The organism is Shewanella abyssi (assembly GCF_023284025.1).
Taxonomy (GTDB): Bacteria; Pseudomonadota; Gammaproteobacteria; order Enterobacterales; family Shewanellaceae; genus Shewanella; species Shewanella abyssi.
Genome location: NZ_JAKIKR010000016.1, coordinates 60296 through 82094, shown reverse-complemented (window position 1 = coordinate 82094; position 21799 = coordinate 60296). Strand labels below are relative to the sequence as shown.

Annotated in this window: 22 protein-coding genes; 9 read left to right on the top strand and 13 right to left on the bottom strand. The window is 45.7% G+C overall.

The features are described from left to right. Positions 1-62: 62 nt before the first annotated feature. Genes mobA through moaA form a run of 3 tightly spaced genes read left to right on the top strand, consistent with a single transcriptional unit; the run spans position 63 to position 3477 of the window. Positions 63-677, top strand: coding sequence for a molybdenum cofactor guanylyltransferase MobA (mobA, locus tag L2755_RS09385; RefSeq protein WP_248980426.1), 615 nt, complete (start codon positions 63-65; stop codon positions 675-677). After that, positions 674-2470, top strand: coding sequence for a bifunctional molybdopterin-guanine dinucleotide biosynthesis adaptor protein MobB/molybdopterin molybdotransferase MoeA (locus tag L2755_RS09380; protein WP_248980425.1), 1797 nt, complete (start codon positions 674-676; stop codon positions 2468-2470). Before mobA ends, L2755_RS09380 begins: the two co-directional genes overlap by 4 nt. Positions 2471-2490: 20 nt before the next feature. Continuing rightward, a complete protein-coding gene (moaA, locus tag L2755_RS09375) occupies positions 2491-3477 on the top strand; it encodes a GTP 3',8-cyclase MoaA (RefSeq protein ID WP_248980424.1) in 987 nt (328 codons plus the stop codon). 300 nt (positions 3478-3777) lie between these two features. Here moaA and L2755_RS09370 read toward each other — a convergent pair whose 3' ends face one another. Then, a complete protein-coding gene (locus L2755_RS09370; protein ID WP_248980423.1) occupies positions 3778-4146 on the bottom strand; it encodes a hypothetical protein in 369 nt (122 codons plus the stop codon). A gap of 728 nt (positions 4147-4874) precedes the next feature. Further along, positions 4875-5033 (bottom strand): hypothetical protein, encoded by a 159-nt coding sequence (locus tag L2755_RS09365; RefSeq protein WP_248980422.1) that lies wholly within the window; start codon positions 5031-5033, stop codon positions 4875-4877. Positions 5034-6365: 1332 nt separating this feature from the next. On the opposite strand from L2755_RS09365, the gene L2755_RS09360 reads away from it, so the two are divergent. The 3 genes from L2755_RS09360 (at position 6366) to L2755_RS09350 (ending at position 8395) form a co-directional block, all read left to right on the top strand. After that, a complete protein-coding gene (locus L2755_RS09360) occupies positions 6366-6875 on the top strand; it encodes a hypothetical protein (protein ID WP_248980421.1) in 510 nt (169 codons plus the stop codon). Positions 6876-7097: 222 nt separating this feature from the next. Next, a complete protein-coding gene (locus tag L2755_RS09355; protein WP_248980420.1) occupies positions 7098-7715 on the top strand; it encodes an IS4/Tn5 family transposase DNA-binding protein in 618 nt (205 codons plus the stop codon). A gap of 14 nt (positions 7716-7729) precedes the next feature. After that, positions 7730-8395 carry a transposase gene (locus L2755_RS09350; protein WP_248980419.1) on the top strand — a complete coding sequence of 222 codons (666 nt, stop codon included), beginning with the start codon at positions 7730-7732 and terminating at the stop codon, positions 8393-8395. Positions 8396-8937: 542 nt separating this feature from the next. Here the strand turns inward: L2755_RS09350 and L2755_RS09345 are convergent. Then, the gene (locus L2755_RS09345; protein WP_248980418.1) at positions 8938-9933 is read right to left on the bottom strand and encodes a helix-turn-helix domain-containing protein; all 996 of its coding nucleotides are present in this window, start codon (positions 9931-9933) and stop codon (positions 8938-8940) included. Between the two features lie 333 nt (positions 9934-10266). On the opposite strand from L2755_RS09345, the gene L2755_RS09340 reads away from it, so the two are divergent. The 3 genes from L2755_RS09340 to mutM all read left to right on the top strand — a co-directional run bounded on the left by L2755_RS09340 (position 10267) and on the right by mutM (position 12839). Further along, a complete protein-coding gene (locus L2755_RS09340; RefSeq protein WP_248980417.1) occupies positions 10267-10704 on the top strand; it encodes a DUF2057 family protein in 438 nt (145 codons plus the stop codon). Between the two features lie 812 nt (positions 10705-11516). Continuing rightward, the gene (locus L2755_RS09335) at positions 11517-11969 is read left to right on the top strand and encodes a hypothetical protein (protein ID WP_248980416.1); all 453 of its coding nucleotides are present in this window, start codon (positions 11517-11519) and stop codon (positions 11967-11969) included. A gap of 54 nt (positions 11970-12023) precedes the next feature. After that, a complete protein-coding gene (gene mutM, locus L2755_RS09330; protein ID WP_248980415.1) occupies positions 12024-12839 on the top strand; it encodes a bifunctional DNA-formamidopyrimidine glycosylase/DNA-(apurinic or apyrimidinic site) lyase in 816 nt (271 codons plus the stop codon). A gap of 9 nt (positions 12840-12848) precedes the next feature. Here the strand turns inward: mutM and L2755_RS09325 are convergent, their stop codons facing one another. From L2755_RS09325 to modA, 10 genes are all read right to left on the bottom strand, one after another. Continuing rightward, a complete protein-coding gene (locus tag L2755_RS09325) occupies positions 12849-13523 on the bottom strand; it encodes a TVP38/TMEM64 family protein (protein ID WP_283102770.1) in 675 nt (224 codons plus the stop codon). Between the two features lie 31 nt (positions 13524-13554). Further along, positions 13555-15048, bottom strand: a complete 1494-nt coding sequence (locus L2755_RS09320; protein ID WP_248980414.1) for a capsule assembly Wzi family protein — start codon at positions 15046-15048, stop codon at positions 13555-13557. Positions 15049-15058: 10 nt separating this feature from the next. Further along, entirely contained in the window at positions 15059-15541 is a 483-nt protein-coding gene (coaD, locus tag L2755_RS09315; RefSeq protein WP_248980413.1) for a pantetheine-phosphate adenylyltransferase, read from the bottom strand. Positions 15542-15698: 157 nt separating this feature from the next. Next, positions 15699-16373, bottom strand: a complete 675-nt coding sequence (locus L2755_RS09310; RefSeq protein WP_248980412.1) for a TIGR01621 family pseudouridine synthase — start codon at positions 16371-16373, stop codon at positions 15699-15701. 55 nt (positions 16374-16428) lie between these two features. Beyond that, positions 16429-17685 (bottom strand): sensor histidine kinase, encoded by a 1257-nt coding sequence (locus L2755_RS09305; protein WP_248980434.1) that lies wholly within the window; start codon positions 17683-17685, stop codon positions 16429-16431. Between the two features lie 49 nt (positions 17686-17734). After that, entirely contained in the window at positions 17735-18412 is a 678-nt protein-coding gene (locus L2755_RS09300; protein ID WP_248980411.1) for a response regulator transcription factor, read from the bottom strand. A 3-nt stretch (positions 18413-18415) separates the two neighbouring features. Then, complete coding sequence (locus L2755_RS09295; RefSeq protein ID WP_248980410.1) at positions 18416-18937, bottom strand: PepSY domain-containing protein; 522 nt, start codon at positions 18935-18937, stop codon at positions 18416-18418. A gap of 259 nt (positions 18938-19196) precedes the next feature. Continuing rightward, positions 19197-20327 carry an ABC transporter ATP-binding protein gene (locus L2755_RS09290; protein WP_248980409.1) on the bottom strand — a complete coding sequence of 377 codons (1131 nt, stop codon included), beginning with the start codon at positions 20325-20327 and terminating at the stop codon, positions 19197-19199. Beyond that, the gene (gene modB / locus L2755_RS09285; protein WP_248980408.1) at positions 20308-20988 is read right to left on the bottom strand and encodes a molybdate ABC transporter permease subunit; all 681 of its coding nucleotides are present in this window, start codon (positions 20986-20988) and stop codon (positions 20308-20310) included. Before modB ends, L2755_RS09290 begins: the two co-directional genes overlap by 20 nt. Beyond that, positions 20988-21767 carry a molybdate ABC transporter substrate-binding protein gene (gene modA / locus L2755_RS09280; RefSeq protein ID WP_248980407.1) on the bottom strand — a complete coding sequence of 260 codons (780 nt, stop codon included), beginning with the start codon at positions 21765-21767 and terminating at the stop codon, positions 20988-20990. Before modA ends, modB begins: the two co-directional genes overlap by 1 nt. Between the last annotated feature and the right edge of the window lie 32 nt (positions 21768-21799).

The following is a 21799-nucleotide window of genomic DNA, read 5'->3' as shown; positions in this document are numbered from 1 at the left end:
ATTAAGCGACGGAATATGATTGCTATTGTTAAGTAAGCTGCAACTAATAACGGGAAGACGTGATGACGACAACGATCGATGCTGTGATCCTCGCTGGCGGAATGGCCAGGCGTATGGGTGGCGACGATAAAGGCTTAGTTGAATTAGATAGCCAAGCGATGATCAAACATACAATTGATAGGATACAACCTCAAGTTAAGGGGATCCTGATCAACGCGAACCGCAACCAAAAGGTGTATTCTGAATTCGGCTTTAAGGTGATAAGTGACCAAGATAGCGGTTATTTAGGTCCATTGGCAGGCATGATCACTGCAATGAGTCATACCAATGCGGACTACTTGATGGTCGTACCTTGCGATTGTCCATTGTTACCGCTGGATTTAGTGGCACGCATGCTAACTCAGTTAGAGAGTGCCGATGCAGAGCTTGCGGTGGCGAGTGATGGTAAGCGTGAGCAACCCGTTGTCATGTTATTAAAACCCAGTTTACGCACGTCAATGAAAGCCTTTTTAGATGGCGGAGAGCGTAAAATCTATTTTTGGTACGCCAAACACCATTATGTGGTGACCGAGTTCAGCGACCAGCCAAATGCCTTTATTAACGTCAATACGCCAGAACAAAAACAGCAGCTTAGTGAAGCCATCACCAACGAAAAAAACAACCAGAGGTGTAAATGAGCATACCCTTTACCAATCCGTTACCTATTCCCGTTCTCGGATTTTGTGCCTACAGTGGCACTGGCAAAACCACATTATTGAAACAATTAATCCCAGAGCTTAATCGCCGTGGCATTCGCCTTGCCGTCATCAAGCATGCTCATCATAATTTTGATGTCGATATTCCCGGCAAAGACAGTTATGAGATGCGTAAAGCAGGCGCCAAACAGATGCTAGTGGCATCACACGTGCGCTGGGCCTTAATGACTGAAGATGCCAGAGACACAGATCCTGAGCTACCGCATCTATTACAGCAGATTGAAGCGGACAAGGTCGACATCGTATTGGTAGAGGGCTTTAAAAAGCTCGAGCTACCAAAAATTGAGCTGCATCGAGCCGCTCATGGCAAACCTTTCATTCACACCTTTGATGATAATATTCTTGCGATTGCCTGCTGCGACGACACCGAGATACCACAAGAGTTGCGCCGCTTAGACATCAATAACGTTGAGCAAATTGCCGATTACGTTAGCGAGTACATCGCAACGTGGAAGCCATGCCCAATCGACCTGCCGATGGCACCCAGCTGTGGTTGCGAACTCGATAACAGCACTACGTTGTCAGTACGCCAAGGCATCGACAAAATTCTTTCCTATGTCACACCAGTGACAGCAACTGAAAACGTTGAGCTAGATGCACTTGAAAATAGAGTGCTGGCTGCAGATGCCATCTCTCCGGTTAATGTGCCACAACACACCAATTCAGCAATGGACGGTTACGCCTTTAAGTTAGGCGAAGACAACCAAGCCTATACCGTAATGGGCGAAGTGATGGCGGGTCACGCTTATGCTGGCACTATTCAAGCCGGTGAAGCGGTACGCATCATGACAGGCGCTCCCATGCCCGCGGGTGCAGACACCATTCAGCTGCGTGAACTGGCAAATGAGCAAGACGGCAAAGTCGAGTTTGAAGGTGAAATGGCTTTAGGCCAACACGTAAGACAAGCTGGCGAAGATATAGCCCAAGGCGAGACCGCACTAGCCGCAAACACGCGTCTACATGCTGCAGAACAAGGTTTACTTGCCTCATTAGGCTTTGGCGAACTAGCCGTTTTCAAGCGTCCAACCATTGCGGTATTTTCTACCGGTGATGAAGTTTGCCAGCCAGGCGAACCGTTAAAGCCTAACTGCATCTTTGACTCCAACCGCTACACTATCAAGTCGATGGCGCAGCAGCTCGGTTGTGAAGTGATAGACTTAGGCATTATTCAAGACTGCGAAACCGCACTAGCTGCGGCGTTGACCGATGCAGCTAAGCAAGCTGATATCGTGATCAGCTCAGGTGGCGTATCTGTCGGCGATGCTGACTACATCAAAACCGTATTGGAAGAAGTAGGCCAGATAAACTTTTGGCGCATCAACATGCGCCCAGGCCGCCCATTGGCCTTCGGTCAGATCGACAACAGCCTGTTCTTCGGCTTACCAGGCAACCCAGTTGCGGTCATGGTGTCGTTCCTACAATTTGTACAACCCGCTATCCGCAAACTTGCCGGAGAGCAAAACTGGACACCGACTATGGTGCCAGCGATTACAGATAAACCACTGCGCAGCCGAGTCGGTCGTACCGAATTTATGCGCGGGATCTACCATCTGTCAGCAGATGGCAAGTTACATGTAACCACAACAGGTGCTCAAGGCTCAGGGATGCTTAGCTCTATGGTAAAAGGAAACTGTCTCATCGTGATAGGCGAGAAAGATGACCAGTTGAATCCAGGTGACACAGTGTATATTCAACCTTTTTCCGACCTTCTTTAAGGGTCATATAGGTAAGTAGTATGAGTTTGATCGTTGACAACTTTGGCCGTACGGTCGAATACCTACGGCTGTCTGTAACTGACCGCTGTGATTTTCGCTGTGTCTATTGCATGAGTGAAGATCCCTGTTTTTTAAGCAAAGAACATGTGCTAAGCCTTGAAGAATTGGCCTGGATTGGACAGGCTTTTACCGAGTTAGGCGTTAAGAAAATACGCCTAACAGGTGGCGAACCTTTAGTGAGAACCGACTGCAACAAATTGGTTAAGCTACTCGGCAAGCTCCCCGGTCTCGAAGAGCTTTCGATGACCACCAATGGTTCTCGATTGACCCGTTTTGCCCAAGAGATGCATGATTCCGGGCTTAACCGCCTCAATATCAGCCTCGATACGTTAAAACCGGATCTCTTCACTGAGCTGACACGTAACGGCAAGGTAAACCGCGTCATTGCAGGTATTGATGCCGCACGAGCAGCTGGCTTTAAAAAGATTAAAGTTAATGCGGTGATCCTACGCGGTCAAAATGACGATGAAGTGCTGGATCTGATTGAGTTCTGCCGTGATCGTGATCTCGATATCGCCTTTATCGAAGAGATGCCTTTAGGGGTGATCGACGAGCGCAAACGCAGCCGCCATTGCAGCAGCGATGAGATCAAAAGGCTCATTAGAGAGCGTTATGAAATAACGGTATCTAATCGCCGAACCGGCGGGCCTGCGCGTTATTACACCCTGCCCGGCAGCGATATTCACGTAGGCTTTATTTCACCCCACAGCAATAACTTTTGCCACGAGTGTAATCGAGTCCGAGTCACGGTAGAAGGTCGTTTACTGCTGTGTTTAGGCAATGAAAACTCCGTCGACTTAAAAGCCATAGTGCGTGAGTTCCCCGGTGACATAGAAAAGCTAAAAACTGCCATTCTAGATGGCATCAAGCACAAGCCAAAAGAGCATCGCTTTGACCCCAACGGTGAAACCCAGATCCTACGGTTTATGAATGCCACCGGTGGATAGCTGTTACTTGAACAGTCAATTTCGCTGATGGTGTTTGTTTTTAGCATTTGTATTAGCCGTTAGTGTTTGACTGTTTTTAATGAGTTATCAAACCGAAAACCCGACGCCTAAAACGTCGGGTTTTGTTTATCTGGCTGCTAGAAACTCAAAACCTATTTGTTGATTTAACCCCTGTTTGAAGGTTAGGTGAAACTCACTTTAGGACAGAAATGCGTTAGAACGAAGATTCTAACCGTGCTTATTTCAGCTTGAGGAGATATGCCTGCTTTAAACTGTTAGCAGTCCCGCTTTAAATTATTATTATGATCCAGTTTTGCATTCGCAAGGAATATACTCTAAAGCAGATTCAATCTGCCCTTTAGTCTTTTGGGATGTATGACTTTCAGTAAGCATATTTGAAATACTATCTTCAAATACCTTTATGTACATTTGTAATACCTTTTTATCATTTGAACTTGTTGCCATCATTGAGCAATTTATATCTTTAAGGTAACGATAAAACCTTACTTCATTTTGATTGTCAGCCGCTTGGGCGCTATGAAACAATTGATAAAGCACTTCTTTTTTATTTTGCTCTTCATTCAAGATAACACCAAACATTACAAGCAATATAGCCAATGGCGCTATTCTGAAAATATAGTTTTTTGCATTAGAGTTAAACTTGAACACGAATAGTCCTTAAAACATAACAGCTTATTATCCAGCGTCTCGGATATATCCCTGCCGTTAATTAATTGACATTAAACATATCAATGTAACCTATTGATGTAAACTGACTAAACCCTCAGCGCGGTATAATTTTATGGTTAGTACTCCGCATAATTGAACCAAAAGATCGGACAGGCATACCTTTATTGGCTGTAAATCAGTTTGTCGCAACGTCGAGTATATGTGGTTCCAATTGCCTGCGGCAGGCGTATGTGCAGACGCTGCAGAGGCTCGCCGCAAGCACGTCCTTGTGGGCTCAACGAAAACATCCCTGTTTTCGACGGCCTCGGCCGCATCTACACAGGTTTCGAAAAGCGCAAACTCTCGGCATTAAAGTTATCAATAAAAGCATTTGAGATTATGCGCTTCTTATTTCAGTGAACATCATGATTTTAACCCAGCGATTCAAACTTACAGACACCAATCTCCCCCGTTGGAAATTTTGCTGTTTAAATTTCGCCGGGGTGCTGAGGGATTGCCAAGGGGCGCAAGCGCTTTGCCCCTTGGTTCTGGTGTGGGCGAAGCGCCACGACCTTTTAGGCCGTAAGGCCTAATCTTTATAATTAATAAAGTAACTCAGAGGGCTACCCAACCAGCAGTGGTACCAATTGCCTGCGGCAGGTGCATGTGCATGTGCAGACGCTGCTGAGGCTCGCCGTGAACACGTCCTTGTGGGCTCAGCAAAAACTTCAAACCTGGGTGGTATCTTTGGTTGTTAATTCCATTAATCCAACCAGTGCTGCGAACAGGACGGCACCGACAGGCCAAACAATCCAAGTCACTCCCCAGTTCATAGTCCACAAGCTCCAACCAAGGTAGATGGCGGTTAAAAAAAATCGGACAGGCATATCTTTATTGCAAGTAAATCAGTTTGTTGCAACTTAAAACATTTGTGGTTCCAATGACCTGCGGTCGGCGTATGTGCAGACGCTGCAGAGGCTCGCCGCAACTCTTTATAAAAGAAAGGGTCCTTGTGGGCTCAACGAAAACGTCTGACCTCCATGGACGGAGGAAATGCCAAATTCTGTCTGGAACAGAATTGGCCCTAATTTCGACGGCCTCAGCCGCATCTGCACCGGGTTATAAAAGCGTAATCATTTGGCATTCAAGTTACCAATAAAGGCTTTTTAAATTAGATACCCCCCCACACATCAGTGAACATCACATTTGCATTTAAGTAGCCTAACTTACAGACACTAATCTTCCCCGTTGGAAATTTTGCTGTTTAAATTTCGCCGGGGCGCTGAGGGATTGCCAAGGGGCGCAAGCGCTTTGCCCCTTGGCTCTGGTGTGGGCGAAGCGCAACGACTTTGACCTTTCTTAAAGGTCAGGCACTGCTTGATAAACCGAATAGCCGACCAACAAACTTTGGGGCAGAAATGCGCTAGCTGCTAACAAAAATGGTTCCAATGACCTGCGGTCAACGTAAGTGCAGACACTACTGAGACTCGCCGCAACTCTTTATAAAAGAAAGGGTCCCCGTAAGCTCAACGAAAACATCTGACCTCCAAGGATGGAGGAAATACCAAACTATGTATGGAACAGAATTTGCCATGGAAACTCCGCGATAGCATTCATAGCATCAACATCAACATCAACACTAGCTTATTAAAGCACGACCTTACACCTCGCATCAGCCATTAAAAATGATTAATTAAAGGCATACAAAACAACATCTTAAATAACTAAGCAACTTCAGTGATAGATTAAATTACAGATTATTCATATGGTTTCCTGTACGAATGAAACTCACTAATAAAAAATTATTTTTATTTCAACTACTGTATTACGCCAATATTGCACTTTGCATGCAAAATACAACATACTACTACTGGTGCGTTATGCTTATCTCGCCAGAGTTTGGCCTTTACAGTGCAACAGCCAACTAAATGCAAGATTATATTTTATTAAAAGGACGTTTTTAGAACTGCATTAAAAAAGATCTAAAAATTAAAGAAATGAAAATTGAAGACCTTAGACTGATCACCGGAGGGTTCGCGTCTGCAGCCGCACTAGATGGACTCCGTGGTACCCAAGGAGCTCAGACCAATGGTGAATGGTACTCTAATGGCTTGCAATGCGTCATGCGACCAGGAACGCAAGGACGCAATTAGACTAACTGTATTCTTAACGAGGTTAAAAACAGATGCCTACCTTAAGCATCTGTTTTTTTTATAACAATGAAAACAATCCAAGATCATCCCAAATGGGTATTATTAATACCTATTTTTCTTATTGTAATTTTAGATGCTACTTTGACACTCTATGGCCAATCCATTCAATACTGGCTGACTGAATACAGTGAAGTGAATGAAGCTTCAAAGAACTTTAAAGCTCTGTTATCCATAAGCCCTTATGCATTTGTTTTTGGTGTTGCTAGTTGGATCGTAACACTTGCTGTAATACTGAAGCTTTCAACTAGAAATCTGGCATTATTTATCACAGTAGTTGTATGCTTATGCCATTCATCTGCAGCTTCAACCTGGATCATGGGAAGTGGATTTCCGTTTAACTATCAGCTGATGATTATTGTAAACATCCTCCAAGGAAGCATCCTCTCTCTTGCTCTGATTTCTTATACGAATAACGTGAAAAAAACAGATAACAATATGTCTATTTCGCCTATTGTAAAAGCCGCAATTTTTGCTCTACTCATACTTTCATTGTACATCTTTCTTGCTCCTGAATAGTTTATCAATATGACTATTAATTTGTGCAAACAGCGGTAAGCACATTGTAAGCTCAACGTAAACCATCTAACTGACGTGCCTAATTCTGTATGAAACAGAATTAGCCATGGAAGCTCGACCATGACATGGATGGCTGACTCTTCTACACAAATATTGAGAAAATTGAACTTTATAGGATTTCCACGATCTGATCATAAAATTCAATAGCTTAAAGTGTTAACCATGTCGATTTTCAATGCAGATGAATGGGCCGCCTCTCATTTTCAACAAGCCAAATTAGGTGATATGCGCCGTGCTCATAGGTTAGTGAGTACCGCTGCAAACATGGCACGTAGCAGCGGTAAGTCTATCGCGTTATCATGTCGTGGTAATGAAGCTGAACTAGAAGGGGCTTACCGATTGATCCGCAATGATAATGTTTCTCCAGATATGATCCGAGTCGCAGGATTTCAACATACCGCAAATGAAGCCGCCTCGTTTGCTGAAATCCTCGCGTTAGAAGATACCACCTCACTTAGCTATAAGCATCAGGTCGCTGCTGATTTAGGTAAGCTCGGGAAAAAGACCGATAAATCACGTGGTTGGTGGGTTCACTCAGTCATGCTGTTGGACAGTCACAGCACCAGAACCATTGGTTTAATCCATCAAGATTGGTGGTGTCGCCCCAATAATCCCGAAGATGCTGATGAAAAAGAAAGTGGCAAGTGGCCGGATGCGTCGCATTTTTGCCGAGAGCGTTTAGGTGAAACCATGTCGCGGGTGATTTCAGTCTGCGATAGAGAGGCCGATATATTAAGTTATATCCAAGATAAACAAAAACATAACGAACGGTTTGGATAAGAGCAAAGCATTCAATGATCATCGAAAACTCAGATAAAAAACTGTTTGAGCACCTTGAGGCACAGTCCATCTTAGGCACGTATAGCATCGATATTGCTCAAAAGGGAATGAAAACAAATAAAGGAAAAGCCACTAATCGAGCGGCAAGAAAAGCCAAGTTAACAGTCAAAGTCGCTACCGTCACACTTAATGCTAAAGATGGTGCGAAACCCGTTAATGTCATTTATGCCCAAGAGAAAACATCATCCACAGTGACCGAGCCATTACGTTGGGTGCTATTAACCACTGAACCCATCGATACCTTAAAGCAAGCCCTGCATATCATTGACATTTATACAGCCCGATGGCGAGTAGAAGATTTCCATAAAGCCTGGAAAACAGGCGCAGGGGCTGAACGGCTGCGAATGACAGAGCCGCAAAATTTAGAGCGCGCCGCTTCCATTTTGGCGTTTATTGGCGTGCGACTACTGCTGCTTAGAGAAACGATCACCCTTCCTTATTATTTAAGAAAAAAAGGATTGATTGATGAAGCCCTTAGGCTGGAAACAAAAGATCGGACAGGCATACCTTTATTGGCTGTAAATCAGTTTGTCGCAACGTCGAGTATATGTGGTTCCAATTGCCTGCGGCAGGCGTATGTGCAGACGCAACTGAGGCTCGCTGCTAGTACGTCCTTGTAAGCTCAACGAAAACATCTGACCTCCATGGACGGAGGAAATGCCAAATTCTGTATGGAACAGAATTGGCCCTGTTTTCGACGGCCGCATCTGCACCGGGTTGGAAAAGCACAATAACAAGGCTCCAGCTCTCGTGTTCTCAATTAGGGGCACCAAAGTCACCACCCCACCTAACGAATAGAAAACGCCAATTCCCCATCGAAGTTGCCGAAGTGCGCAAATAAAAATACCTTAGAACCATCATGGATGATGGTTCAGGCTCGGGGGTACATGGATGTACCATCTGAGCCGTTAGGCGATTTTTGTTGGAGTATGAGGCCTGTACTTAATGCATGTAACTTCGTCAGGGGCGGCACGGGACTGTTTATCAAGAATTAGGCAAGAGGGGATTGCTGTTGATCCCCTTTTGCCTAGGTGTGGGATGGAATCCCACGACTTTGGTCAAGCGTAGCTTGATAACACTAATAGATAGCTCAAACGTTTTGGGGCTGAAGCCAGCTAGCTTCAGCCAAAAGAGCGCCCCTTCGACTCCAACAACGAAAACGTCAAACCTGGGTGGTATCTTTAGTTGTTAATTCCATTAATCCAACCAGTGCTGCGAACAGAACCGCACCGACAGGCCAAACAATCCAAGTCACTCCCCAGTTCATAGTCCACAAGCTCCAGCCAAGATAGATGGCGGTTAACAAGGGCCAGTAGAACGCGGCAAGCTTCTCAGCACGCTTTGTACGCCGACTTCCTTCAGTATCCAAACAACGATCGATCAAAATATTGTTATAGGCATCGTATCTGGCTGTAACAGGGGCCAAAATGTATATCCCTACTGAAATCATCAATAACAGCACAATTAGCATCATGTGAGTAATATCAGCCCCATCAAAAACTATGCTGGTAAACATCAGAGGGACAAAGCTGAAAATAAACATGAATATACTGACTGATAGCCAGCGATTATAAGTCCCCCTGAATTGCTGTAACTTTTCGGTAAATACGCTGTGCACTCCATAAGCCAATTCAAATTTCTCTTTTTCTATTTGTGCAATGTCATTCTCATATTGATTGGTGCGGATAAAAAAACTGACTCCTACAGAAACCATTATCAATATACAGACAACACCTATCGCTGGCGCCAGATCATCAGTCAAATTCAATCGGTTTGTTTCAGCCATTGCCAAAAAGAAAAACAGCGGCACTACCGAGCATACGCAAAGCACCACCCCTTTAGTGGTTAGGGCCGAGGCCTCTATCTTACTCTCAACATACTTTGATGCCTGCTCTAGGGTGATTTGAATGCTACCAAGCTCTGTTCCTTCATGGAGTGGATCAGGTACTTCAATATCATCCTTCAGTAAAAAGTCAGTGGTCACGTCAAAAATTTTGGCTAGCATAATGATTTTGTTTAAATCAGGTATGCTACTTGCGCTTTCCCATTTCGAGACTGACTGTCTGGAAATATCCATCTTTGCAGCCAATTCTTCCTGCGACCAGCCACACTGTTTTCGTAATCTGATAATCTTATCGGCTAAAATCATAAAGCTCATCCATGCGTCTATTATTGAACGGTAATCTTAGAAAATCAGGCAGTTGCAGACTACCAAGCAGACTTGTTAATTTGTCAACCAGCGGTTGCGATTTTGATTATTCAGGTAAACTTAACGATTTATTGCCGAGCTAGCAAGGTAGTTGTTCCATATGGCTGATTAACGCTGAAACCCAGACCACTTTGTTAACCAATACAGAATTCCCCCTTTACCGCAAATAAAATAGAAAAAGTCTTTGACCCTCCCCCGACGGGAGACAATATTATTCTTATCAACGGACAAGCAGTCCACTTAAAACCTACTTAAACTCAATAAGAGTACTTGGAGTCAAATATGAAATTACTCACTAAAGCAGTCTTAGCCGCCATAATAGCCACCTCTTCAGCATCGGTTTTTGCAGCAAGTGTATTTATACCTAGCGGTTTACAAGTATCAGAAATTAATGGTGTACAAGTGAATAACTCTCAAGAGTTTGAGTTGGCAGAGGGGCAAAACTTAATAAAGCTAACATACCTAGAAAGCTTTGCTGTTAACGCTGATGATTCAGGATCTCTAGTAAAGTCAAAGCCACTATTCTGGCATGTATCGGCACAAGAAGGAGTTGATTATACCGTGTCACTTCCAGTGTTGATGACACAAGATGAAGCACGAGATTATATACAACACCCGGTAATTCAGATAAGCGATAGCAAGGGGCTAACTCGTACAGATAGCCTACCCAGCCAATCTCAGCTGATGGCTGCATTATTCACACAAAAAGTAGATTTTTAGTACTTTTTAACCCGAAAGCATAAGTATAAAAATTGGCGGAAAGTTGTCAGCGACCCGTCTTACAAAAGAAAGGGTCCCTGTAAGCTCAACGAAAATGTCTGACCCCCATGGACGGAGGAAATGCCAATCTACCCCGTTGGAAATTTTGCTGTTTAAATTTCGCCGGGGCGCTGAGGATTCGACTCTTATGAAATCAACAGCAGGGACAAGCGCTTTCCCCTTGGCTCGACTCTTGATTACAAGAATGGCGAAGCGCCACGACGTTAATAGGCCGCAAGGCCTTAGTTTTAAGGGAACAATCAATACTGAGTGAACTTTCAACATCTATGGTTCCAATGACCTGCGGTCGGCGTATGTGCAGACGCAACTGAGGCACGCTTTACGCCATCCATATTTCATCCTTGAAATCGAAGGCCTCAGCTGCATCTACACTGGGTTATAAAAGCGCAAACTCTCAGCATTAGGCTTATCAATAAAAGCTTTTAAATTTGATAAACCTCCACACCAGTGAACATCAGAACTTGCATTTAAGTAGCCAAATTTGCAGACACCAATCTCCCCCGTTGGAAATTTCGCTGTTTAAATTTCGCCGGGGCGCTGAGGGATTGACTCTTATGAAATCAACAGCGGGTACAAGCGCTTTGCCCCTTGGCTCGACTCTTGATTACAAGAATTGGCGAAGTACCACGATCTTCATCAAACGAAGTTTGATCAAAAAAGTGTCCAACGGTCAGCCACCGTGCGCCAAGTTTGTGGTTATCCCCACTTGCAGATACACTTAATAGTCAGATACCCAATTGAATTCTATCCCCATGGCATTATCCCGCAGAAAGTGGAATACCATTATCATTCTCGCTTCTATTTTTATGATCTCAGTGCTCACTGTGATTGAGGACAATAGCCATATAAAACCGCTGCAAACTCAGGCGCTGTTCGACCAATCGGCGCCACTGTCGCAGTTACAGCTGGGCGAGTATTGGCTGCAGAAACGGCAATCTGGTTGGCAATGTAGTGAAGAGATCCTCAATTGCCTCGAATGGGCCAATGCGTGGGAACTAGTGCATATTTCGGCCCTCGTCGATAAGCCTGAAACAGCAGGTGAGCCCATTGAGCTAGTGATTCAAATTACTGATAATGACACGGCACAAGTCTGGGTACTATTTAGCAGCCAAGGCTTACTAAAGTCTCCCGCGGGTAACTGGTATCAGATTCCTGCCAGTTTACGAGAGCAACTCAGCCCCATCATTCGTGCCCGAGCTCATTAATACATCGATATCCATACCTATCGAAACTCCACAGCGTTAAAGAAGAGATCCTAAATGCCAGAACTGCCAGAAGTAGAAGTCACTAAACAAGGGATCTCCCCTTACTTGGTTGATAACATTGTGACCGATCTAATCGTACGTAACGCGTCACTGCGATGGCCAGTCCCTGAGATCGCTAAACAGATAATTGGTCAGACGATTACCGCGGTGCGCCGCCGTGCAAAATACCTACTGATTGATACCGCCGCTGGCACCACCATAGTCCACTTGGGCATGTCGGGCAGTTTACGAATATTGCCCGTCAACAGTCCGGTCGAAAAACATGATCACATCGACTTGGTACTCGCCAGCGGTAAGATACTGCGCTATAACGACCCAAGGCGTTTCGGTGCCTGGTTATGGAGCGAACTGCCAGAACAAGCTCATCCACTGCTATCGAAACTAGGGCCTGAGCCACTAGAAGCCGGCTTTCACCCACAGTATTTAGTCGACGCGTTAAAGCATAAGAAGAAAGCCATTAAGTTGTGCTTGATGGACAACCATATCGTGGTGGGTGTGGGTAATATTTATGCCAATGAGGCGCTATTTGCGGCGGGAGTGCACCCGCAAACTGAAGCGGGTAAAGTGGATGCCGAACGTATCACCATTCTCGTTGCTGAAGTGAAACAGATCCTAGCGCGAGCGATTGAACAGGGAGGTACCACGTTAAAGGACTTTACCAATGCCGATGGCAAGCCGGGCTATTTTGCTCAAAAGCTACATGTCTATGGTCGAGGGGGGGAAACTTGCACTCATTGTGGCCAACTGCTGAGTGAAGTACGTGTGGGTCAACGTGCTACGGTGTTTTGTAGTATTTGCCAACAGCGCTAATTCAAGCTATCAAGTGTCCGCTTTTACCGCCTGATTAAGCTCTTTGCCTAGTCGTGTGCGGTAAAGGTATATGCCGATTAACAACGCCAGCGCAAATAATCCACCACTCAACTGCAGGTGATGTGCATCGCTAAGGCTAACCCCGGCACCGGCAAAGCTGAAAATGAACATCTGCGGCAGAAAACCAATGCCACTGCCCACAAAAAACTGCCACGGACTGACGCAAGTCGTGCCCGCTAAAAGGTTGGTAATGTAGTTACTACCCAGCGGCAACAAGCGGAACATCAATGCCTTAAGCCAGGTTTTGTGGATGATCAAGGCTTCAAGCTTGGCTAACTTGTGCTCGAAGCGACGCTTAATCTGCTCGCGAAAAACAAAGCGAGAAAAATAGAATAGAATGATACAGCCCAATAAGGCTGAAATGGTGGCAAAGATAGCACCGTTGACACCGCCTAGCGCATAACCAAAAGCAAATGCCAGTACCTGTCTAGGCCCGCCGATACAAGAGAATAGCGCGCCCATCAATACCAGTTCAGCAATCGCCCGTGAGCCATTTTGTGCGACATAATCGCTAACCCATTGGCTATCACTTAGGCGCTGAAAGAAACCTTGTTGGAATGCCACAGCGACTAAAATGGCGATGAATAACAGCCCAAGCAGCTTAACTGCTAATTTAATATTCATGGTTTATCGCAAAGCCACAGCAGATAGAAGATCAAAAACGATATTCATAGGTACCGAAGACTGTTGCATCGGTTTCATTGTCTTGCTCTTCAAATTCGGACTGCGATATCGTGCCACCCACGCTCATCATCCCCTGCCAGAAAGGCATACGATAACTTAGCTCTAGCATCAGCAGGTCTTCTTTCGGTGGCTGAGGAGCCCAATCTGCATTCGCATTAGCGCCATCTTTGTTCAGTTGCGCATAGCGCAGCAGCGAGGTAAAACCTTTACTGTTGGCGTACTGGCCTATTAAACCCAAGACATACACGTTGGCATCGCTGTCATAAGTACTACCTAAAGCGCGGCCATAATAACGTGAACCACTCTTGTAGGTTGAGTGCTCGTAAAAACAGTTAAAGGCGTTTTCATCTTCACCACAAAAAACCATGGTGTCGGTGTATTCAAAGAACAACTTATACTGCTGACCATCAAAATTAAAACGGGTGTCGGCGCCAAACATCGAACCACAGTCGACGATATCCCAAGGCATTGAACCCTTAGAATCTTCGCAAGTTCTTTCATAATAGAGGCCGAACGGTACGTTATACCAAGTATCGCTAAAGCGGATATCATAACCCGCTATTTGGTTACCATAATTGGTACAACCATCAGCCCCTTCATTGCGGCAATCTTTTTGGCCAGTGATTGATTTAAAAGCACTTTCAAAAGAACACTCTTGCCCCTCACCACAGAACTGTGTTGTCCAAGAGACACCAATCTCTAATTGACGCAATGGACGTATAGAGCCGCGTAAATTCCACAGCAGCGGATTAGGCACCGCACGCTCCTCCTCCATCCGGCTCACGCCCGCAGTAAAGTTCCATGGTCCAATCCAAGACAACCACGGCGTTGCAAACGCTTGGGCATTATTACGCGCTAACATTAACGACGGCATCGGTCTGGCGTTATTAGATTTATGCAATGCAGAGTCAAATCCAGGTCCCCACCATTGCTCAACGGCGCCAAGAGTCACCATCCAGTTACCCATGACCATCGCAAGGTAGGAGTCATCAAGGCGTAGTGATTTATCATCAGCTGGGTCGTAGTTGGCTGAGGTGGAGATCTTATAGGCAAACCTATCGCCAAGGTATTCGTATGACGCCGTCGCCTCACCTTGCTCTCTATAATCTGAGCCAAAGTGTTGCAACCGCGCCGCATCGCTAGCGGCTGCTAATTTAATACGGGTATTGCCACGATTACCGACAGCGTTACGATAACTGAAGTTAACCCGCGCGTACGCATCGACTAAGCCTGGAGAAAAGGTTGATGGCTCAGCGTTAGCCAGATCTGCACCGATACCTGACCACATCAACGGATACGTGTTGACCGGAACGGTGATCACCCCTGCATCGGCCAATGCCTGAATATCTGCCCGTAAATAGATGTCAGAGGTATCTACCCAAGGCGCGGCGCTAATGATTGTCGAATAACAAACAGCGCACAATGTCAGCAGCTTAATACTGATTGATACAACAAGCTTTCTCATGGTTTGTGGCTTAACCTTTTTCTTTTTCAATGAGTGCATTAGCAACTTCAACGTGGACAAACTGGCTCACATCACCACCGTGATGAGCAACCTCTTTAACCAAGGTAGAAGAGATAAAAGAGTTCTCCTCAGCAGGAGTTAAAAATACGCTTTCAAGATCGGGGCTAAGGCGGCGATTCATGTTCGCCAATTGGAATTCATACTCAAAATCAGAAACAGCCCGCAAGCCTCGAACTAGCACACTGGCCCGCTGCTCTTTGGCAAAATCCACCAGCAGGCCCGAAAAACCGACCACTTCGACGTTATCTAAGTGTGCGGTCACCGTTTTTAATAGCTGCACTCGCTCATCAAGTGTGAAACGCGGCTTTTTAGAGGGGTTAGCAGCGATGCCAATAACCACATGCTTAAATAATTTTGCAGCACGCTCAATAAGATCAGCGTGACCATTGGTTACGGGATCAAATGTTCCTGGGTATATGGCTCGTTTATGCACAATTATCTACTCATGATTTAGTGTTAATTATTCGTCTGTTATGTCTGTATTTTACGGCCACTATCGTACTCGTTATCGGCTAAATTGTGAATGCTAAAGCTTAGATATTCCTTAAGCGCCCCCATGATTCGATATTCACCGCTAAAACACCATAACGTTACTTCGCTTTAGGCCAATTCAAACTATCAGGCTGCTGCCAAATTTCTAGCTGTTTCGCAATCTCATCATGATCAAAGGCCGCCCCTGATTGAGGAGACACACTAAACTGATAGGCTTGATTTTTGTAGTTGAAATTCAGGCAATAAGCATGCAAATAGCCTCTATCTGACGCAGTGCCACCATAGAGAGCATCCCCTAAAATGGGGACGCCAATACTGGCTAATGCCACTCTAAGCTGGTGAGTTTTGCCGCTTAAGGGTTTGAGTAAGTAGAGGCGTAAACCATCTGCTATCGAATGCGAAAAGAATTGAGTAACGGCGGGATTAACTGTGGTGCGCAGTAACTTGTGCATACTGCGGCGTGATTTTGCCATATCCCCAATCACCCAGCCTTGCTTCTTTTTGGGTTTACCTTGGGCCAGTGCCAAGTAGTATTTCTGAATTTTGTGCTCACCAAATTGACGGGTAAATTCTGCTGCTGCGGCCGATGACTTGGCTAGAATGAGCAAACCTGAGGTTAATGTGTCTAAACGATGGACAGAGTAAAGCTTTATGCCCAGATCTAACTCCGCCTGAGCAACTACGCCTGCAGACCCATCTTGACTGTGGAAATGGACGTTGGCCGATTTATTGATAATGATAAAATCGGCTTCGTCAGCAATAACTTGATACATAGGAGAGTATTCCACAAACAAACATAATCGGTTTAACAACCAAGATGTACGGGGTTCAAAAAGTAATCTGTACTTTAAGCCCGGGTTGGTTATCCATTAAGGCGATTTTAGCATTATGGCGCGACAGAATCGCCTTAACCATCGATAAACCTAAACCGGTGCCTTTGTGGTGTCTACTTGGATCTAAACGAACTAAACGCTCAAACACTTTATCCCGCGAGCCCGCGGGGATCCCTGGGCCATTATCTTGTATAGAAATGACATTGCGGTTTTGCGAGATAATGATATTTGCACCTTCACCTGAGTACTTAATCGCGTTGTCGACCAAATTAAACAGTGCTTGGAAAAGCAGATACTTATCACCGCTAACGTTAAACTCTTCACCGGTCATTAATCTAAGCGACTGGCCATTATATTCAGCCATAGCCTCTGCCATCTCGAATAGATCTCGGCTGATGGTTTGTAAGCTTAGCGACTGTAACTCTAATGTTTGCTGACCCTCTTCAATACGCGTTAGCGACAGCATGGCGTCGAACGTGGCCAAACAGTGATCGAGTTCTTCAGTGAGAATGGCGCAACTTTCGGCCAACTCCTCTGCAGGTTTTTCCGGCAACTGCTCTAAACCGATACGTAAATGAGACAATGGCGTACGCAGATCATGGGCAATGTTGTCAGTCGCGCCACGAACCGCGGCAAGATTCTTCTCTAAGGTGTCTAACACCCGATTAAATTGTTGTGCCAGCATATCGAACTCATCTTGCCGCCAACTGACGGGTAATCGAGTCGAATATTGCCCCAATTCAATCTGCTCACTCAGCCGATTATATTGCACAAGGCGGCGTAAAATAGCCTTAGAAAACAGGTAACCCAGCGCTAGCGTTAATACTACCGTTAACATCAAAGCGGTAATCGCCGCGTTGGTAAATTTGTCGATGAGCGTGCCTAATTGATCCACTCGAGTGGCAATCAATACCGGGCCATAACGCGTCATTACCATGCCGCCGGTAATAATGTGCAACTTATCGGGTCCACCGGTAAAGACCGGAAATTCACGCTTATCGGGCAACATTGGCATATCTTTGGGGATCATGCTCAATGAACCGATAAGATCGATAGAGTTACGCCATACAATAAGGGCGGCTTTGGGATCGGCGCTGCGGACTTGGGTGGCAAAACTGCGCCTATCAAGGGTGAGTGCCATCTGTTGGTAACGGGTTTTCTCGGCATTAAGGTGTTGGTCGAGTTGATACTCTTGCTCATTAATCAACTGGCGGTACATACCAAGTAATAAGGTGCCAATAATCACCGTCACCAATGCCGAGAAAATAATGGTAATGCGCCAGGCACTACTCTGGTAGGGCTTAATGCCCTTGGCGTAGGCGATAACCAGCCCCTCGGACGGTCTCAATCAACTCACCATGGCCTAACTCTTCAAATTTACGTCTCAGCTTGGCAATATGCACGTCAATAACATTGGTGCGTGGGTCGAAGTGATAATCCCATACTGCTTCAAATAACAGTGTGCGACTGATCACTTGATTCTCATGCTCCATAAGATACTTCAGCAACTGGAACTCTTTAGGCTGCAGCAAGATCTCTTGCCCATCCAAGGTGACTTTTCGGGTCAACAGTTCAATGGCTAATGGGCCAACTTTTAAGTCGGTCACCAACGGCTGTGACTCTCCACGTTGCATCAGCTTTTCTGCGCGAACCAATAGCTCAGAAAACGCAAACGGCTTAGTCATATAATCGTCACCACCCGCGCGTAAGCCTTTAACGCGTTCATCAACATGGCTTAATGCAGATAATATAAGTACCGGCGTTTGGCTGCCGGTGGCACGTAATGCCGCTAATAATTTAAGCCCATCGAGCTGGGGCAGCATGCGGTCCAAAATAATCAGGTCATACTTCATGCTAGTCGCTAGCAGTAATCCTTGGTGACCGTCGGTGGCCGTTTCAATATTGTGCCCCTGCTCAATAAATCCTTTTACAACGTATTCGATGGTAGTCGCATCATCTTCAACCATGAGTATTTTCATGCTTTAATCCCATTTGAGCAGTGGTAGTAATTGCTTATTTTCCATGTTGAAGGCTAACTTTTTCTTGCCATCAACATCTAAAAGTTCTAACTCGATATAGCTTATTCCGAGGTCATTATCGACCTCTGCCTTGACTAAGTGCCCCGCGCTGTCTTTACAAACAATAGTTAACATTTCAGAAAAGGTTAATCCACTTTGCTGCAGCATCATAATGCCTGCTAGCTCGTCTTTATCGTCATTTTTCAAGCGCTCGATCTCACGCTGTTTCAGCGCACCATCAATCGCACGGTATTCATATTCAATGATTGTTTTTGCTTGCGGATCGATCATTTTAAACTCATAAATGAGCTCACCAGCATCTAAATTCGCCTCAAATTCAGAGATCACGCCTGGGTGCTGTTGCTCTAGCTTTTGCATCATCTCAATCGGCGACGGGTAATCTCCCGTCGACATCAGCGGATACAAACCTTGGCTTGCAAATGCACTACCTGATACTAATAACAAACCTACTAACCAGCGAGCCATGACTCCTCCGAATATAAAAAGCTAACTCAATGCTATCGCTACATTATTCAGCAACTAAGCGAATACTATCAATCTCTATCTCAACACCTTGCCATTCATCGTCGACCTGCCCAATGAGTGTGACTTTATTATCACTTGTTACTTCATCACTTTCATCACGAAACAGGTAAACTCCTCATTTAGATTAGAAGTTCATATTATGCCAAGCCACATAACCCTAAGGTGACGGAAAGATTAAACTTTGATCATACCTTGGAACTTATGCTTGAGTCGCTGGTTCCGCATGTTCCTCCAAGATGTGGATTAACTCAGATTTAAGTGCCACCGTGGTTTCCAGCCCCTCAACCAGTCCTAGCTTTTGGGCTAAATGCAATGGCACTTCAGCATTAATTTTATGCTTCACTCCCACGACGCTCGCTAGCACTCGAACCGTCTCGCCCATCACTAACATCGAATCGATAGTGATATCGAGCTTATTAAAGCTGCGGCACAAACGGCCTTGTTTAATCGAGTTAAATCTAACACCTTGATTGGGGATCACCCAGCGGACTTTTGTACCTATCTCTAGGCTGTCAAAATAAGTACTGGCGATAAGATGCTCACCAAACTTAAGCCAAGTGATCTGGCGATCATCTTCTTGCGCAATCACATAGGCATCGAAGATATTACGTAGTCCCATCTGTTTGGCGACAGCTTCATTCCGTGGTCGAGTCAACACCTCTCGAGGCCGGCCTTGCTGCAACATTTGTCCTTGGCTGATCAAAATCATGCTATCAGCCAATAACAATGCTTCATTGAGATCGTGCGTCACCATAATCACCGGGATGGCTAACTGTTCTTTCAAACGCGCTAGCTCTAGATATAAGCGCTCACGGGTTTCCCGGTCTACTGCTGAAAATGGTTCATCAAGCAGCAATACTGACGGCTCACGCGCTAACGCTCGTGCCAATGCAACACGTTGCCGTTGACCACCAGAAAGGTGCGCAGGTAAGCGGTCAGGTAATCCATGCAGATTAACCCGCTCTAGCCAGTCTTTAGCCCGCGCTACACGCTCTGACTTTGGGATATGGTCTAATGCCGCTATCACATTTTCCAACGCGGTAAGATTAGGAAATAGGCCAAAGTGCTGTGGCACATAACCTAAATGCCGTTGCTGCGGGCTTAATTGAATTGATTGTTCACTGCTATACCAACGGGTATCGCCATAGCTAATTTCACCCGATTGTGGCCTATTGAGTCCGGCTATCATCCGCAGCAGTGTAGACTTGCCACCACCCGACGGCCCGACTACCGCCAGCACTTCACCTGCCTTGCAGGTAAATTCCGCATCAATATGAATATGGTCAGTTTGTTTAATTCGACAATATAGATCAGCGACGACTTGAGACATGTTGACCTCCCACTCGTCGTGACAAACTGGTCGTCAACGCTAATACCGTAATCGCAAATAACAGCAGCACTAATGACATATTACCGGCACTCGCAAAGTCGAATGCCTGTACGCTGTCATAAATAGAGATAGCAATGGTTTTGGTTTCACCGGCGATATTGCCGCCCATCATTAACACGACGCCAAACTCGCCCAGCACATGGGAAAAGACCAGCACCATTGCCGTTAACACACCCGGCCACACCATAGGTAACTCAATTTTGAATAGTGCTTTAGTGCGGCTCATGCCGCAACAAGCAGCGGCATCACGCACATCTTCAGGTACTGCTTCAAAAGCGCGCTGAATGGGCTGGATAGCAAATGGAATGTTGACCAAGATAGACGCGACCACCAGCCCTGAGAAATGAAACACTAGTTGATGTCCCAGCAACTGCTCTAGCATCTGTCCTAGCCAAGACTCACTGCCCAAACCCACTAATAAGTAATAACCAATCACGGTCGGTGGCAGTACTAAAGGCACCATGACCAGCGCCTCGACCCAAGACTTACCGCGAAATTGACGATAAGCCAAGAAGCGGCCCGCTAAAATGGCCATGGGCACTAAAATAACGACCGTCACCGTGCTCAGTTTAATTGATAGCCAAAGTGCTTGCCAATCCATTAGTTAACCGCTTTGCCGAAACCATACTCAGCAAAGATATGCTGCGCTTTGTCGGTTTGAATGTAGTGGTAAAAGTCATTGGCAGTTTGCTTGGCTTTTAGGGTCAACACCATGCGTTGCTTCAATGGGGTATAAAGCGATTGTGGGATAACCACATAATTTGCGCGGCGCTTAAAACGCTCTGCCGATGCGAGCGATAAAGCGATTAACCCGCCTTGGGTTGAGCCGCTCAGTGCAAATTGCGCCGCTTGCGATACATTCTCGCCAAAAATAAGTTGCGGTTGGATCGTTTGCCACAAGCCTAAGTTTTGCAATGCCTCTTTCGCACGCTCTCCGTAGGGAGCATGGTCTGGATTGGCAATGGCAAAACGCTTAAGTTTTTGGGCGTCGATAAGCAGCTTTAGCCCAGCGAGGTTTTTATCTAAGACTAGCGGGGAAGTTTTAGGGGCGGCAAGCGCTAGCTTTCCGACTGCGTAAACAGTCCCTTTACCCTGAGTTTTGCCTGCACTAGTCAGTTGATTGGTGTAGCGCTCGTCAGCTGAGAGAAAAAGTTCAAACGGCGCACCATGCTTTATTTGGGCAACAAAATTGCCTGACGAACCATAGGTTATCCGCACCTTACGGCCAGTATCTTGTTGAAACTGTTCAGCCACATCATCTAATGCAAACTTAATACTCGATGCCGCCGCAATCACTGGCACATCCTCAGCAGCTACAGCCGCTTTGCTTAGTAGCAACAACGGCATTAACGCCGACAGCAAGACCACGCTCAGCTTCATTAAGCCACTCCCAAGATGAATTAGGTTAAGTT

Excerpts from the sequence above, each read along its gene's own strand:
- L2755_RS09345 (WP_248980418.1), bottom strand. The coding sequence starts at position 9,933 with ATGAGCTTTATGATTTTAGCCGATAAGATTATCAGATTACGAAAACAG.
- L2755_RS09300 (WP_248980411.1), bottom strand. The coding sequence starts at position 18,412 with ATGAAAATACTCATGGTTGAAGATGATGCGACTACCATCGAATACGTT.
- L2755_RS09335 (WP_248980416.1), top strand. The coding sequence starts at position 11,517 with ATGGCATTATCCCGCAGAAAGTGGAATACCATTATCATTCTCGCTTCT.
- L2755_RS09380 (WP_248980425.1), top strand. The coding sequence starts at position 674 with ATGAGCATACCCTTTACCAATCCGTTACCTATTCCCGTTCTCGGATTT.
- L2755_RS09290 (WP_248980409.1), bottom strand. The coding sequence starts at position 20,327 with ATGTCTCAAGTCGTCGCTGATCTATATTGTCGAATTAAACAAACTGAC.
- L2755_RS09340 (WP_248980417.1), top strand. The coding sequence starts at position 10,267 with ATGAAATTACTCACTAAAGCAGTCTTAGCCGCCATAATAGCCACCTCT.
- mobA (WP_248980426.1), top strand. The coding sequence starts at position 63 with ATGACGACAACGATCGATGCTGTGATCCTCGCTGGCGGAATGGCCAGG.
- L2755_RS09310 (WP_248980412.1), bottom strand. The coding sequence starts at position 16,373 with ATGTATCAAGTTATTGCTGACGAAGCCGATTTTATCATTATCAATAAA.
- L2755_RS09325 (WP_283102770.1), bottom strand. The coding sequence starts at position 13,523 with ATGAATATTAAATTAGCAGTTAAGCTGCTTGGGCTGTTATTCATCGCC.
- L2755_RS09350 (WP_248980419.1), top strand. The coding sequence starts at position 7,730 with ATGATCATCGAAAACTCAGATAAAAAACTGTTTGAGCACCTTGAGGCA.
- L2755_RS09365 (WP_248980422.1), bottom strand. The coding sequence starts at position 5,033 with ATGCCTGTCCGATTTTTTTTAACCGCCATCTACCTTGGTTGGAGCTTG.
- moaA (WP_248980424.1), top strand. The coding sequence starts at position 2,491 with ATGAGTTTGATCGTTGACAACTTTGGCCGTACGGTCGAATACCTACGG.
- mutM (WP_248980415.1), top strand. The coding sequence starts at position 12,024 with ATGCCAGAACTGCCAGAAGTAGAAGTCACTAAACAAGGGATCTCCCCT.
- modA (WP_248980407.1), bottom strand. The coding sequence starts at position 21,767 with ATGAAGCTGAGCGTGGTCTTGCTGTCGGCGTTAATGCCGTTGTTGCTA.
- L2755_RS09360 (WP_248980421.1), top strand. The coding sequence starts at position 6,366 with ATGAAAACAATCCAAGATCATCCCAAATGGGTATTATTAATACCTATT.
- L2755_RS09295 (WP_248980410.1), bottom strand. The coding sequence starts at position 18,937 with ATGGCTCGCTGGTTAGTAGGTTTGTTATTAGTATCAGGTAGTGCATTT.
- modB (WP_248980408.1), bottom strand. The coding sequence starts at position 20,988 with ATGGATTGGCAAGCACTTTGGCTATCAATTAAACTGAGCACGGTGACG.
- L2755_RS09355 (WP_248980420.1), top strand. The coding sequence starts at position 7,098 with ATGTCGATTTTCAATGCAGATGAATGGGCCGCCTCTCATTTTCAACAA.
- L2755_RS09320 (WP_248980414.1), bottom strand. The coding sequence starts at position 15,048 with ATGAGAAAGCTTGTTGTATCAATCAGTATTAAGCTGCTGACATTGTGC.